We start from the raw sequence: 14,418 nt of genomic DNA, 5'->3' as shown, positions 1-14,418 counted from the left end.
GACGACCCGAAGAAGACAACGGGATTGATGCGGTTGCGATCGGTGCTCTGCGCGGACTCAGTCCGGGCACTGTCTTCTGCGGCCACCACTGGACTCACCCTTCTTGATCGCGGTATCGGTAGTATTTCGCCGTCGACGGCTCCAGCGGAGCGTTTCCGAGAATCAGGTCGGCAGCTTTCTCAGCGAGCATCATCACTGGGGCGTAGATATTGCCGTTCGTGAGATATGGCATTGCGGATGCGTCGACGACGCGCAGACCTTCGAGTCCGTGCACCTTCATCGAATTCGGGTCAACGACAGACATCTCGTCGACGCCCATACGTGCCGTGCACGAGGGGTGGTACGCAGTTTCTGCGTCTCGAGCAACCCAGTCGAGGATTTCCTCGTCGGACTCCACCTCAGGGCCAGGCGAGAGTTCGCCGCCGTCGTACTCGGCGAAGGCGGGCTGTTTCAGGATTTCGCGAGCCACCCGGATCGCTTCGATCCATTCTTTGCGGTCGTTCTCGGTTGACAAGTAGTTGAACCGCAATGCGGGATGTTGTTTGGGGTCAGCAGATTTGATCTTCACACTGCCCCGCACGTCGGAATACATCGGACCGATGTGTACCTGGTACCCGTGCTCCGCGTTGACGGCCGTCCCGTCATAGCGCACCGCGATCGGCAAGAAATGGAACATAAGGTTCGGATAATCGACGACATCGTTGCCGCGGACGAACCCGCCCGCTTCGAAATGGTTCGTTGCTGCGGGGCCTTTCTTCCCAAACATCCACTGCGCTCCGACCTTGGGCCGGCTCCGGACCTTCAGGACCGGGTTGAACGAAATGGGTTTCGTGCAGGCGTGCTGAACGTACACCTCGAGATGATCCTGCAGATTTTCTCCCACACCCGGCAGGCTGTGCACCATTTTGATGCCGTGTGACTCGATGTCATGAGGGTTGCCGACACCTGATAGCTGCAACAGTTGCGGCGTATTGATTGCACCGCCTGACAGAATCACTTCCCCGCCATAGACGGTCCGGCGCGGGCCGCCAGCCCGCTTGTATTCAACGCCCACGGCGCGCTTACCGTCGAACAGCACCCGATTAACTCGTGAGAGCGTGCGCAGCGTCAGATTCGGACGTGACTTAACCGGGTGGTAGTAGGCACGGGCTGAGGACCAGCGGCGGCCGTTCTTGATATTGCGGTCGAATCGCGCGAACCCTTCTTGCCGGAATCCGTTCACGTCGGACGTCAGTGGGTAACCCGCTTCCTGGGCCGCTTCGAGGAACGCGCTGAAGAGCGGGTTCTTCGCGGGGCCGCGTTCAAGCCACAGCGGTCCGCCCTGGCCACGCCACTCGTCGGCACCCGCGGCGCAGTGCTCCATGCGCTTGAAGTAGGGAAGGCAGTGCGCGTAGTCCCAGTTTTCCATTCCCGGGTCTGACGCCCAGCGTTCCAGGTCCATCGGGTTGCCGCGCTGAAAGATCATGCCGTTGATAGAGCTCGATCCGCCAAGAACCTTGCCGCGCCCGTGCGAAACGCGCCGGCCACCCATGTGGGGCTCGGGTTCGGACTCGTAACACCAGTCGTACATTCGGTTGCCGATCACCATGGTCAGAGCGGCTGGCATGTGGATGAAGAGGTCCCAGCTCCAGTCCCGGCGGCCCGCTTCAAGCACGAGTACCTCGTTCGAAGGATCTTCGGAAAGCCTGTTCGCAAGGACGCACCCGGCGGAGCCTCCGCCGACGATGATGTAGTCGTAGCGCTTGCTGGTCACTCGTTACCTCCTGTGCCGCCCTTGAACCAGCGCATGGGTGCCGGGGCGATGTTGTGATAAATGTGCTTCGATTCGCGGTATTCGTCGAGCCCGCTTGGGCCGAGTTCACGTCCGATCCCGGACTTGCCGAATCCGCCCCACTCGGCTTGCGGTACGTACGGGTGGTAGTCGTTGATCCACACTGTGCCGTGGCGGAGGGCTGCGGCGACGCGCTGAGCACGCGACGCATCATTCGTCCACACAGCTCCGGCGAGGCCGTATTCGGTATCGTTCGCGAGACGGACCGCTTCGGCCTCAGTGGCGAAGCGTTCGACGCTCACGACGGGGCCAAATACTTCTTCGCGGACGATTGTCATGTCCCGGGTGCAGTCGGCGAACACTGTGGGACGGAGGAAATAGCCATCCTGGAGTCCTGGATCCGTGGGGCGGGAGCCTCCGGCGACGAGCCGTGCTCCCTCTGATTGCGCCGTGGCAATGTAGGCCTCGACCTTGTCGCGGTGCTCCGCGGACACGAGCGGTCCGCATTCACTTTCGGGGTCGAGACCATCGCCGAGACGGATCAGATCGGCCCGTCGCCCAAGCTCGGCCACGAATTCGTCATGGATGGCATCTTCGATGATCAGCCGTGATCCTGCCGAACACACCTGACCGGAGTGGAAGAACGCCGCGGCAAGTGCGTAGTCAACAGCGGTGTCGAGATCGACGTCGGCGAAGACGACGTTGGGGTTCTTACCGCCGAGTTCGAGTGCCACTTTCTTCACGCCTTCGGCCGCCGCGGCCATGATCCGCTTGCCGGTTGCGAGCCCGCCCGTGAACGAGACGAGATCGACGCCGGGGTGACTCACCATCGCTGCACCGACCTCTGGGCCGCCGCCGAGTACCAAGTTCACGACGCCGCCGGGAACGCCAGCTTCGTCAAGCAGCTTGACGAGGTGGATCGTCGAAAGTGGGGTGACCTCGCTTGGCTTGATCACAGTGGTGTTTCCCGCAACCAGTGCCGGGGCGAGTTTCCAGGACATCTGCAGCAGCGGGTAGTTCCACGGCGCGATCAGCGAGCACACTCCAACCGGTTCATACACGACCCGGCTCACGACCTCGCTGCTGCCTGCGTCGACAATGCGCCCACCGTCGGTGTCTGCCAGGTTGGCGTAGTAGCGGAAGACCGCCGCTACGTCGTCGATGTCGATTCGTGCTTCCGCAACGGTTTTGCCGGTGTCCAGGCTTTCGGTGTGTGCGATCTTTTCCTTGTCACGCTCGAGCAGGGTCGCTACCGTTCTCACAATCTCGCCGCGTTCGCGCGCGGGAGTTTCTCGCCAGGAGCCGTCGTCGAAGGCCTTCCGCGCGGCGCGCACCGCGCGGTCGACGTCGTCCGGCGCGGCTTCGTCTACCGTTGTGAGCTCGCTGCCGTCAGCGGGGTTGATGATTGCTCGGCCACGCGAGGTCTGCGCGGGAGAAACCCAGCGTCCTTCTAGATAGAGGTCGTTCATACGGCGAGAACCTTTCCCATGGTGACGTGCATCACACGCGATGTGGACAAACGTACACGCTTTTGTGTACTAGCGTCCATACTCTTCCCGAGATACTTTAGGAATGTGCAGCGAGTGACACCCGTACCCGCGCGGCGGCAGCGCGGACCCACGGATCCTGACCGACGAGACCGGATCGTCGAGGCGGCGATCGTCGTGCTCACCGAGCAAGGTGTCAGCGCGCTCACTCACCGCCGCGTCGCTGCAGCCGCCGAAGTGCCTCTAGGCTCGACGACTTATCACTTCGCCACCCTCGATGATTTGCTTGCCGCCGCCCTGACAAGAGCGGCGGAGCGCAGCGTCGCAGCGTTGCGTGCGTGGGAGGAATCATTGGACCCGGACGCCGACATCGCGCGAGCGTTGTCCGAGTTCGTCCTCCGATCCGTCAGTGAAACACGCAGCGACACGATGGCTGAATACAACCTCTACGCACTCGCGCTGCACCGCCCACACCTGCGTGAGGCGGCAGTAGCCTGGGACAACGCTTTAGCAGAGGTCCTCTCCCGCCGAACAGACCCAGTCACGGGCCACATGCTTGGTGTGCTGCTGTGCGGACTGTTGATGCAGGTCGTGCTCGCAGACGAAGCGCCCGCGCGGGAGAGTGTCGAAGCGCTGATCCGGCGTGCCCTGACCGGGTCCAGCGACAGCGCCGTGTGACCGTAGTTACAAATCGGACATCCGCTGATACCTCCGTTTGTACCGCTCAAGTACGCTCTTCTCCGGAGTATGCGCCGGTCATCGCGCCGGAGCATGGACGTTCACGATGGAGGACCAGTAGTGACTGACGATGCATTCGGAGTTTGGCAGCACCGCGAAGAGCTCGCTGAAGCAATGATCCCCATCATTGGACAGCTGTATCGGCGCAAGGACGTCACCATCCTCGTGCATAGCCGGTCCCTTGTGAACAAGTCCGCTGTCGGCATCCTCAAAACACACCGTTTCGTTCGTCAGATCGAAGATGCCGAACTAGCCATCGAAGACAGCTTCCCCATTCTGAAGACGATCGCCGAACTTGATCTTGGACCGTCACGCATCGACATCGGTCACCTCGCGATGTCGTACAAGAAAGACCCTAAAGGCCTGTCCATTGATGAGTTCACCCGGCAGGCAGTCGCGGGTGCGCTCGCTTCCGAGAATGTCCACGACGGTTCGCCACGAGATGTCGTTCTTTACGGCTTCGGCCGTATCGGCCGGCTGCTTGCGCGGCTTCTGATCGAGAAGTCGGGATCCGGGAACGGCCTCCGCCTGAAAGCAATCGTCATCCGCAAAGGTGGCGCCAACGACCTGGTTAAGCGCGCCTCGCTGTTGCGGCGAGACTCCGTGCACGGCCACTTCAACGGCTCCATCCATGTCGATGAAGCCAACGAAACAATCGTCGCGAACGGCAACGAAATTAAGGTCATCTACAGCGACGATCCCACCACCATCGACTACACCGCTTACGGCATCAACGATGCTGTCCTTATCGACAACACTGGTAAGTGGCGCGACCGCGCCGGCCTGTCGCAGCACCTGCGGCCGGGCGTGGCCAAAGTCGTCCTGACCGCGCCAGGAAAGGGCGATGTGAAGAACATCGTCCACGGAGTGAACCACAACGTGATCGAGGACAGCGATCAGATCATCTCCTGCGCGAGCTGCACCACCAACGCCATTGTGCCTGCGCTCAAGGTGATCAACGACGAATACGGCGTCAACTATTGCCACGTCGAAACCGTCCACTCGTTCACGAACGACCAGAACCTCCTCGACAACTTTCACAAAGGCAACCGGCGTGGCCGTTCGGCACCGCTCAACATGGTGCTCACCGAGACTGGTGCCGCCTCCGCCGTCGCCAAGGCCCTCCCTGAACTTGACGGAAAGCTCACCGGCTCATCGATCCGGGTCCCCACTCCCGACGTCTCGATCGCGATCCTCAACTTGACACTCGACAAGGAAACGACCCGCGACGAGCTCGTGACTCACCTGCGTGAGGTTTCTCTGACGTCACCGCTGCAGCGCCAGATCGATTTCATCGCGTCACCAGAAACGGTGTCGACTGACTTCGTAGGCTCACGAGCAGCGTGCGTCGTCGACGCCGAGGCCACGATCGTCAATGGAAACCATGCCGTCGTGTACCTCTGGTACGACAACGAATTCGGTTACTCCAGCCAGGTTGTGCGCGTCGTGCAGCACATAACCGGTGTGCTGTACCCAAAGTTCCCGCGCGGATAGTTGCGGGGGCCGGCAAGGCTGGTGAGGCTGGTGAGGCTTACGTCTCCTCATCCCAGAGCAGGGGCCGCAGAGTTTCTGCAACGACGCGGAACGCAACTGCTTCTTCCGCGTGCACACCGGGGAAGAAATAGAAACCGTGGGGCATCCCTTCGGGGTAGTACTCCACCACCCGCCCGCCGTACGAGCGGATGCGGTCGCCGAACGCGCGAGCTGAGTCGATAATCGGGTCATGCGTACCCGTAGCGACGATCGCAAGTGGGTAGCCGGTGAGGTCACCCTCGATCGGGCTAGCCCAGGGGTGGGACCACTCTGTGTTCGGTAGGTACGCGCCACGTATGAAGCCGAAGAATGCAGAGTCGTACACGATGCCGCGCGGAGCCATGCGCATGAATGACTCCCACCGCTCGCCGTGGAAATCGGTGAACGCCCCGAGCAAAATCACTGCATCGGGAACCCGGACCTCTTCGTCGCGCGCCCGCAGTGGTACCGCGGCGGCGAAGTTCGACCCTGCTGAGTCACCGCCCACCGCGATCCGTCGCGCGTCGCCTCCGAGTCGCGCGGCGTTCTCGGCCACCCACTTGTACACCCCCATCGCATCGTCGAACGGCGCCGGGAAGGGGAATTCGGGGGCTAGCCGGTAGTTCGCAGAGACCACCAGCGCATCGTTGCTGTGAGAGAGCTTCCGCGCGATGAAGTCGGTGTCCTCGGAGGAACCGACTGTGAAGCCGCCGCCGTGGTAGTACACGATGACCGGGAGGGTGGCGTCTGGCGGCGCATTCTCTGGCCGGTAAAGCTGGCAGCGAGCCACTCCTCCTTCGATTGGGAGGTAAACCTCGGATACGTCGACGTCCGGGACTGCTTCCTCACCTGTCGGTGGGACGAGTGCTGGGTCTGGCTTCGGCGCGCCAGTGCCGATATAACCAGTTCGGACTGGCCTGATCATCATGTCCCGCAGCGCAACTGGCTGCCGGTTGTTCGCGATGACCCGATACATCGGCATCGCCGGATCATTCGGATCGATGTATGACAATCCGTCGATCTCCTGCGGTGCAGTGATGTCGACCATCCCGTCGGGAATCTGGCGCAGGACTGGATCCACCATGGATTGAGTCTACGGATTTTCCTCGTAGCATTGGGCCCTATGAAGTTTCTCGTGACGCTCCCTCGGGACGATGTCAGAACCCTTGATGACTATGTGCGCCGAACTGGGCTGGAATCACGGAACGACGGCTTGCGCGCTGCGATCCAGGCACTACGCGATAACCGGCTCGAGGACGCGTACCGAGTTGCACTGGAAAGTTGGTCGGACGCCAACGACGCAGCCGTATGGGAACTGGCGATCGCGGATGGACTGTCACAGTGAGGCGCGGTGAGGTGCGAGACGTGGACTTCAGTACGCCAGGTGGCACGAAGGACCTGACCAGGTCAGCCATCATCGTGAGCAATGACCGGGCCAACCGCGCCGCAGAAAGGCTGGAGCGGGGGCTCGTGACAGTCGTGCCCATCTCAGGGGACGTTCGGCGTTTCGATTCGTTCCACGTGCTGATTCCGGCCGGAGACGCGGGTTCTCCGGGCGATTCCAAGGCTCACTGCGACCAAGTCCGATCCATTTCGGTGAAACGGGTCGGAGAGCGCACGGGCACGGTCCCAAAGCGGGTGCTCGGCGAGATCGAACGGGCACTAAGAGTCCACCTCGACCTCTGAGGGCCGGATGTGAGTTTGTCAGCATGTACAAAATGGACAGGCCTCAGTGTGGAATGTTCGTTTTGTACATGCTCGTAAATCTGGATCTCGGTTAATGCGGAAGCGCGGAATCTGTCATACCCCCATGCGAACATATGTTCGTGTCCAGTGGGGATCCGACCATTCTTCACGCTGACCTCGATTCGTTCTACGCCTCTGTCGAGCAGCGCGACAACCACCGGCTGCGCGGTCTCCCCGTGATCGTGGGTGGGGGTGTTGTCCTCGCAGCGAGCTACGAGGCGAAAGCGTTCGGGGTCCGCACGGCAATGAGTGGCGCTCAGGCACGGAGACTGTGCCCTCGGGCGATCGTCGTTCCTCCCCGGATGTCTGCGTACGCCGAGGCCAGTCGCGTGGTTTTCCAGATCTTCCGCGATACCACCCCCCTCGTTGAGGGTATTTCCATCGACGAGGCGTTCCTCGATGTGGGTGGCCTCCGCAAGGTCTCAGGAACGCCCCGTGAAATTGCGGAACGGCTGCGCACTGATGTGCGGCAACAGGCTGGCTTACCGATTAGCGTCGGTGTCGCTGGGAGCAAGTTTCTCGCGAAGGTTGCGAGCGCCGTAGCCAAACCCGACGGGCTCCTCGTTGTGCCGTTCGGTGCAGAAATCGCTTTCCTCCACCCACTGCCGATCGAGCGGCTGTGGGGCGTTGGCGCGGTGACATCCGGCAGGCTCCGAAAGTTCGGTCTTACGACGGTCGGCGACATCGCGAGGGCGGGTGAGGCGGAACTCGCGACGATACTCGGCCGAGCCAGTGCCCGGCATTTGAACGCGCTAGCGCATGCCCGCGACCCGCGGCGGGTCCAGACGGGGCGAAGAAGGCGTTCCATCGGGGCACAACGGGCAATCGGACGCGGACAGCACGCGCGAGACGACATCGATGCCGCGCTGCTTACACTCGTCGATCGGGTTGCCCGCCGGATGCGGGCCGCGCGCCGAACTGGGCGAACCGTCGTCTTGCGCCTGCGTTTCGGCGACTACACACGTGCCACTCGTTCTCATACTGTTTCGCTGCCAACATCCGAGACAGCGGTCCTGCTCGCTGTGGCGCGGTCATTGCTTGCGGAGGCACAACAGCTTATTGACGAGCGGGGCATCACGCTCGTCGGCGTCGCAGTTGGCAACCTTGCCGATGAGGCCGGGACTCAGCTCACGCTCCCGTTCGGTACAGTTGCGTCACCGTCGCCAGGCCAGCTCGATAGCGCGGTCGACAGCATCTGGGACAAATTCGGTAAGGCAGCGCTGACGCGGGGCGCACTGCTCGGACGCGATCCGGGCATTTCCGTTCCGCTGCTGCCCGACTAGCGCGTTACCCGAACCACTGTGCGAGCCGGTCGGACTCCCACTGCTGCTTCGCCGCAAAAGACGCTTCATCGGGTGCACTGAGCTCAACATCAGGGCGCGGCTCGGCGTAAAAGTTGCCCTGGACCCGGGCAACCTTGCGTCCGGGCAGTTCGAGGTAGCAATAGCCATGCCCGTCGAAACGCGCGCGTTCGCCGCCATGGAGGTCTGCAGCAAGGTTCGCGGCCGCGACTTTGCCTTCCGCCTCCGCGAATACCCCCGCCTTCGGCAATTGCGCGGTGGCTGTGGGCACCATGGTGCAGTCCCCGACCGCGTAAACGCGGTCGGCATTCGTTGCGAATGTCTCGCGGTCTGGTTCAGCCCAGCCGGACGCGCCAGCTAGGGAACTCTGAGAGACCACTGCTGGCGGTGAGGCCGCCGGCACACCGAGCGTGAGATCGGAGTGGACCGTTCTCCCGTTCGCGAAGATTATGGTGCCGTCCGCTTCGACATCGTCGACTTTGTGTTCAGTGAGCACGGTGACATTCCGAGCCCCGAGCTGCTCAGCAAGGAAATGGCTGGCGTCCGGCCCGGCGACTGGAAGGGTGATCGGCTGCGGGGTTGTCACGACAACCTCGATGTCGTCACGTCGGCCACGTTCGCGCAGCCACTCGTCGACGATCAGCGCGGCTTCGAAAGGAGCCGGCGGGCACAGATAAGGAGCGCCGAAGATGCTCACCACAATCGTTCCGCTTCTCATCTCCTCGAGCGCGGCTTTGATCGCCGGGAGCGAATTCGCGCTGTAGAGGTTGTGCACGCCCAGTTCGAAGAATCGCCTGTGTTTCGGCGAGCAGCTGGCGCCGAGCGCAACGATGAGGCCGTCAGCCGTGAAGGTCCCCGCACTGGTTTCGGCCGTCCGCTTACCCGCATCGAGCGACGTAATCTCCGCCTGCACAAACCGGATGCCGTGTGCATCGAGGTCCGTCAGACGTCGAGTGCCATCAGCGAGCGGACGGATCCCTCCTAGCTCCCACAGCTTGGCGAAACCCACAAAGAATGTGTCGCTCGCGGCGATGAGTGTCACCTCATCGGCGGCGGGAAGCCGGCGGCGCAACTCATGCGCTGCAGCAATCCCGCCAAATCCGCCACCGAGCACCAGTGCGTGCGCCATCTGCGAGTACCTCCAAGTGAACCTGACGTGACTTTGGGTCGACCGTACCCCCACAGGTCTCCCCCGGCATCGGGTTGCGCGATGAGCGTTTCCAGTCTGCGGTCGCGCGCGGCTAATCTGAGCGGCGATGAATAACTCGCGCACCGTTGGCCGTTTGATCCTTCTGTCCGTTTGGGCTGCACTCTTCTGGGCGGTCCTCGCCATCGGCTGGGGCCTGGCGGTCCAGTCCCAGATGATCGTGTTCGACGGGCTCTACTCATTTATCAGCGTCTTGCTGTCTCTTCTCTCGCTGCTGGCGCACCGGATCATCCGCAAGGGCGAAAGCAAACACTTTCCCTTCGGCCGCGATGTCCTGGAGCCGCTGACCATCATCGTCAAAGCAGTCGCTATCGGCGCGCTGTGCGTTTACGCGCTCACGGTTGCCGTGATGGATCTGCTCAGCGGTGGCCGGGAGGTAGACGCAGGATGGGCTGTCATCTACGCCGCGGCAGCAACTGTTGGCTGCGGCCTGATAACCGCGTATCTCCATCGCAAGCAGCGCACCGTACGATCCGACTTGGTGCGCGCCGAAACAACCCAGTGGCTGATGGACACCGTGCTCAGTGCTGGCGTGCTTGTCGGCTTCATCGTTGCGTTTTTGCTCCAGCGTCAAGGCAACGATGCTGTCGCCGCCTACGTCGATCCCGCGATGGTCGCTATGGTGTGCCTGCTGTTTCTCGCGATGCCGGTCCGGCTGCTCATCCAAGGTTTCCGCGAGGTCCTTCTGATGCCGCCGCCCGCGGAACTGGAGACGCGGGTACGCGAGTGCGTCGACTCGCTAGAACGTCGGCACGGCTTTGCGGATACGTTTCTGCGGAGCGCGAAGGTGGGTGGTCAACTCGGGATCGAGGTCGATTTCGTGGTGGGTCCTGACACTCCCGCGCGGAGTGTCGAAGCGCTGGACGGAATCCGTCAGGAGATTTCCGACGAGCTTGATGATCTTGGCTACGATCTGTGGCTCTCCGCCTCGTTTACAGCAGAACCCCGCTGGGCTGAATAACGGGACCGAACTTGTCACAGGCGTCAGGCAGTATGGGGTGATGTCTGATGTGCTTGCCCCCGACCTGAGATCACGCGCGCAGAATCTGCTCAGCGAGCTCGCTGGTTCAGGTGCCGTACTGCGCGATGATCAATGGACCGCGATCGCGGCTCTCGTTGCCCAACAGCGGCGTGCTCTTGTGGTTCAGCGGACGGGCTGGGGTAAATCAGCGGTGTATTTCATCGCCGCGAAGCTGCTCCGCGCTGACGGCAAAGGCCCGACCGTGATTGTGTCGCCGTTGCTCGCGCTGATGCGCAACCAGGTTTCCGCCGCCGAACGTGCCGGCGTAGTTGCCGCCACGATTAACTCGGGCAACGTGACGGAGTGGGAGGGCATCCATGCCCAGGTGGCCGCGGGCGAACTCGACGTGCTCCTAGTGAGTCCGGAGCGTCTGAACAATCCTGACTTCCGAGATCAAGTGCTCCCCCATCTTGCTGGCGACGCGGGAATGGTCGTGGTCGACGAGGCGCACTGTGTCTCCGACTGGGGGCATGACTTCCGCCCCGATTACCGTCGCATCCGTAGTCTGCTCGGTGACCTTCGACCGGGAACGCCGGTTCTGGCGACCACCGCGACAGCCAACAACCGGGTCGTCACCGACATTGCGGAACAGTTGGGTGTGGGCGCCGATGGAGCGACACTAGTGCTTCGTGGCGGTCTCGACCGAGAATCTCTGCATCTGTCCGTCCTCAATCTTGGTGCGGGCAGCAAGCGTGCGGCGTGGCTGGCGGAACACTTACGAGAGCTCCCGGGCAGCGGGATCATCTACACCCTCACTGTGTCAGCAGCGGAGGATCTCGCTGCGCTCCTCAAGGAGCATGGTTACGAAGTTGCGGCGTACACCGGAAGGACGGACGCCGCGGAACGTGAAGTGCTCGAAGGGGAACTGCTTGGCAACCAGGTGAAGGCCCTCATCGCCACGTCGGCACTAGGAATGGGCTTTGACAAGCCGGATCTTGGTTTCGTGGTTCACATGGGCGCGCCGTCGTCGCCGATCGCCTATTATCAGCAGGTGGGCCGTGCCGGCCGCGCGGCGAGCCGGGCGGAGGTCCTTCTGCTGCCTGGGCCTGAAGACAAGGACATCTGGCGGTACTTCGCATCGGTGGCTTTTCCCGCGGAGTCCGTCGTCCGGAAGGTTCTCAGCGCGCTCGATCCGCAGCGGCCGCAGTCAACGCAGGCCCTCGAGCCCCTTGTTGACCTTGGACGCAGCCGTCTAGAGATGGTGCTCAAGGTTCTTGATGTCGACGGCGCAGTACGCCGAGTCAAGGGCGGCTGGACGGGGACGGGCGAATCCTGGTCGTACGACCGTGAACGTTATTCGCGCCTCGATGAGGCTCGTTTAGCGGAGCAGCTTGCGATGACCGAGTACGCCACCACGCAAATGTGCCGGATGGAGTTTCTGCGCCGCCAGCTTGACGATCCTGAGCTAGGTCCTGCTCCGGTTCCGTGCGGCCGCTGTGACAATTGTGCAGGCGCACGGTTCAGCACCGACGTTGATTCGTCGACAGCAAATGCGACCGCGGAGCGCCTATCGCGCCCAGGCGTCGACGTTGCGCCGCGGCGGCAATGGCCGTCGGGTATGGCGAAACTGGGCGTGCCGCTTTCCGGAAGAATCAGTGAAGGGCCAGAACCCGGGCGCGCCATCGGTCGGCTAACCGATCTCGGCTGGGGTCAGCGTTTGCGCGCGCTTCTAGACCAGCCTGACTGTGCCGCACCCGATGAAGTTGTGCGGGCGAGCATTTCGGTGCTCAAGGCCTGGCAGTGGAAGGACCGGCCCCAGTCGGTGCTTGCGCTGCAATCGCAGTCTCATCCTCTGCTCGTAGAATCCCTCGCTACGCAACTTGCCGACATCGGCAAGCTCACCAACCTTGGCGTTCTGCCTTTACGGGACGATCACGTCGGCGTTTCGGCACAGAACTCGGCGTACCGTGTGGCGGGGCTCTACGAGGCGTGGCAGATTCCAGCGAGCCTTCCAGCTGGCCCCATCCTGCTGATCGACGCGGTAACCGACAGCGGCTGGACCTTCACAATGGCGTCGTACGCGCTGCGGCGCGCAGGGGCCGCAGCCGTACTTCCCTTCGCCATCGCCGCGACGAGCTAGCGGACCACAGAGTAGCGGGCGCAGGCGAACTCACCGTTGCGCCCGACCTCCTCAACCTTGAGTTCAAGATGCCGCGGCATTAGCGGTTTGCCCGCACCTAAAGTGACCGGCGCGAGGTACACGATGAGCTCATCGAGCAGCCCCGCATCTGCGAACTGTCCCGCCAGGTCACCACCGCCGACTATCCAGACATTCTGCCCCGCTGCAGCCTCCATCATCTGCTGGTGCACCGGGCCGACGTCGTCACGGACAAAAGTGATGTTCGAGTTAGGAATCACTGGCAGGTCCCGGTGCGTGAACACCCACCCGGGAATGGAATAGGGCCACACCCAGTCCGCTGGGTCCTTGTCTTTGAACTCGTGATTAATGACCCACTCGTAGGTGGTTGACCCCATCGCCATGGCCCCTACGTCGCGGAAGAACTCGTTGTAGTTCAGCGGTCCGTCCTCGTCGTGGGCGCGAGTCAGCAGCCAAGCTAGTGAATCATCGGAAGTGGCGATGAACCCGTCCAGGCTCGTAGCGGTGTAGAACTGAGTACGGCTCAACTGTCTTGCCTTTCGTGTGCGGGCTGGTGGCGTGTACGCAGCCACATAATGGGGTCGCCTTGGTCTGCTTCCACGCCGACGTTGCGGAGCATCTGCCGCACTACCTGGCGACGGTATGCGGAGAAGGTCATGACATGACTGATCACGCTGCCGAGAACGAAGCTCTCGGGCGGGTCGCACAGCGCGTCGATCAGCACATCCCCCCACCGGTCCTCCGCTGCGATGCGCTGCACCGCTGAGATCCAGCGCGGCGCAGCGGTCTCGTGCCTCGCTGCGAGCGCCCCGATATCCCGGCCCCCGCGGGCGGGGACATCCGCGCCATCAATAGATGCGAGCCACACTTCTTTCGACCAGATGAGATGTTCCAGAACCGCTGCGATGGATTCTTCAGGACCATCCCACCCGAGCACGACATGCCGGGGAAGCAGTGGCCTGTCGTAGTCCCGGACCGCGACTTTCCCCGCGAGTTCGAGCAGGTAGCGCGTGTCGTCGATGTCATGGTGGACCATCTGCGTCGTGGGGTCCATGCTGCTCCGCTGCCCTTCTGCCGAATCCACCCATAATGACGTTGGCGGGTGAAAGTGGATACCGTTCGGTGCGGGCAGCCAGTGGGTGCTGGTGCGATCTGCCGCGCTCGGCGGGAAACCGAACGCCCGCGAGAATGCCCGCGAAAACCCTTCGACGGACTCGTAGCCTTCGGTCAACGCCACGTCGGTGACGCTTTCCCCGCGGCGAAGCCGCCACGCTGCGCGCTCCAGGATGACTCGCCGCCGCAGTGCGACCGGAGACTCATAGGTACCGAGCCGGAACTGACGGCTGAAATGAAACGGCGAGATGTAAACACGCCTCGCCATGTCGTCACGATCGCTCGCCTCGTCGTCGAGCACAGCATCGAGAAGTTCACGCACCCGGTCACGAGGCAACTCAGTCATGACTCAAGTATCGGACGTGCGAACGGGAAAATGCTTGACAGTTCGTGCTTTCGCGGCGGCGAACACCGTATGCCCTAC

Annotated in this window: 13 protein-coding genes; 7 read left to right on the top strand and 6 right to left on the bottom strand. The window is 62.4% G+C overall.

Features of this window, described 5'->3' with window-relative positions:
- Nucleotides 1-94 precede the first annotated feature (94 nt).
- Nucleotides 95-1,753: a choline dehydrogenase gene (gene betA / locus FHU29_RS06340; RefSeq protein WP_064442117.1), complete on the bottom strand. Its 1,659-nt coding sequence runs from the start codon at nt 1,751-1,753 to the stop codon at nt 95-97.
- Nucleotides 1,750-3,240 carry an aldehyde dehydrogenase family protein gene (locus tag FHU29_RS06335; protein ID WP_064442118.1) on the bottom strand — a complete coding sequence of 497 codons (1,491 nt, stop codon included), beginning with the start codon at nt 3,238-3,240 and terminating at the stop codon, nt 1,750-1,752. The genes betA and FHU29_RS06335 overlap by 4 nt, the downstream gene beginning before the upstream one ends.
- A 114-nt stretch (nt 3,241-3,354) precedes the next feature.
- Between FHU29_RS06335 and FHU29_RS06330 the strand changes: the two genes are divergently transcribed.
- Nucleotides 3,355-3,936, top strand: coding sequence for a TetR/AcrR family transcriptional regulator (locus tag FHU29_RS06330; RefSeq protein WP_083962499.1), 582 nt, complete (start codon nt 3,355-3,357; stop codon nt 3,934-3,936).
- Nucleotides 3,937-4,029: 93 nt separating this feature from the next.
- The gene (locus tag FHU29_RS06325) at nt 4,030-5,490 is read left to right on the top strand and encodes a glyceraldehyde-3-phosphate dehydrogenase (protein WP_064442120.1); all 1,461 of its coding nucleotides are present in this window, start codon (nt 4,030-4,032) and stop codon (nt 5,488-5,490) included.
- A 37-nt stretch (nt 5,491-5,527) separates the two neighbouring features.
- Here FHU29_RS06325 and FHU29_RS06320 read toward each other — a convergent pair whose 3' ends face one another.
- The gene (locus tag FHU29_RS06320) at nt 5,528-6,592 is read right to left on the bottom strand and encodes an alpha/beta hydrolase (RefSeq protein ID WP_064442121.1); all 1,065 of its coding nucleotides are present in this window, start codon (nt 6,590-6,592) and stop codon (nt 5,528-5,530) included.
- Nucleotides 6,593-6,631: 39 nt separating this feature from the next.
- Here FHU29_RS06320 and FHU29_RS06315 point away from each other — a divergent pair, with 39 nt between their 5' ends.
- From FHU29_RS06315 to dinB, 3 genes are all read left to right on the top strand, one after another.
- Nucleotides 6,632-6,853, top strand: a complete 222-nt coding sequence (locus tag FHU29_RS06315) for a ribbon-helix-helix domain-containing protein (protein ID WP_064442122.1) — start codon at nt 6,632-6,634, stop codon at nt 6,851-6,853.
- The gene (locus FHU29_RS06310) at nt 6,817-7,194 is read left to right on the top strand and encodes a type II toxin-antitoxin system PemK/MazF family toxin (RefSeq protein ID WP_083962500.1); all 378 of its coding nucleotides are present in this window, start codon (nt 6,817-6,819) and stop codon (nt 7,192-7,194) included. The genes FHU29_RS06315 and FHU29_RS06310 overlap by 37 nt, the downstream gene beginning before the upstream one ends.
- A gap of 134 nt (nt 7,195-7,328) precedes the next feature.
- On the top strand, nt 7,329-8,537 hold the full coding sequence (dinB, locus tag FHU29_RS06305; RefSeq protein ID WP_064442124.1) for a DNA polymerase IV: 1,209 nt from the start codon (nt 7,329-7,331) through the stop codon (nt 8,535-8,537).
- Between the two features lie 4 nt (nt 8,538-8,541).
- Here the strand turns inward: dinB and FHU29_RS06300 are convergent, their stop codons facing one another.
- Entirely contained in the window at nt 8,542-9,684 is a 1,143-nt protein-coding gene (locus tag FHU29_RS06300) for an NAD(P)/FAD-dependent oxidoreductase (RefSeq protein WP_064442125.1), read from the bottom strand.
- A gap of 127 nt (nt 9,685-9,811) precedes the next feature.
- Here FHU29_RS06300 and FHU29_RS06295 point away from each other — a divergent pair, with 127 nt between their 5' ends.
- Nucleotides 9,812-10,723: a cation diffusion facilitator family transporter gene (locus FHU29_RS06295; RefSeq protein WP_064442126.1), complete on the top strand. Its 912-nt coding sequence runs from the start codon at nt 9,812-9,814 to the stop codon at nt 10,721-10,723.
- A 40-nt stretch (nt 10,724-10,763) separates the two neighbouring features.
- The gene (locus FHU29_RS06290; RefSeq protein ID WP_064442127.1) at nt 10,764-12,863 is read left to right on the top strand and encodes a RecQ family ATP-dependent DNA helicase; all 2,100 of its coding nucleotides are present in this window, start codon (nt 10,764-10,766) and stop codon (nt 12,861-12,863) included.
- Here the strand turns inward: FHU29_RS06290 and FHU29_RS06285 are convergent.
- Both FHU29_RS06285 and FHU29_RS06280 read right to left on the bottom strand, forming a co-directional pair.
- A complete protein-coding gene (locus FHU29_RS06285; protein WP_064442128.1) occupies nt 12,860-13,408 on the bottom strand; it encodes a dihydrofolate reductase family protein in 549 nt (182 codons plus the stop codon). The genes FHU29_RS06290 and FHU29_RS06285 overlap by 4 nt on opposite strands.
- Complete coding sequence (locus tag FHU29_RS06280) at nt 13,405-14,340, bottom strand: helix-turn-helix transcriptional regulator (protein WP_064442129.1); 936 nt, start codon at nt 14,338-14,340, stop codon at nt 13,405-13,407. Before FHU29_RS06280 ends, FHU29_RS06285 begins: the two co-directional genes overlap by 4 nt.
- Nucleotides 14,341-14,418: the final 78 nt, after the last annotated feature.

This window comes from Hoyosella altamirensis (assembly GCF_014191505.1).
GTDB lineage: Bacteria > Actinomycetota > Actinomycetes > Mycobacteriales > Mycobacteriaceae > Hoyosella > Hoyosella altamirensis.
Note: the sequence above shows the minus strand (reverse complement) of the source record. Positions and strands in the feature narration are given on the sequence as shown.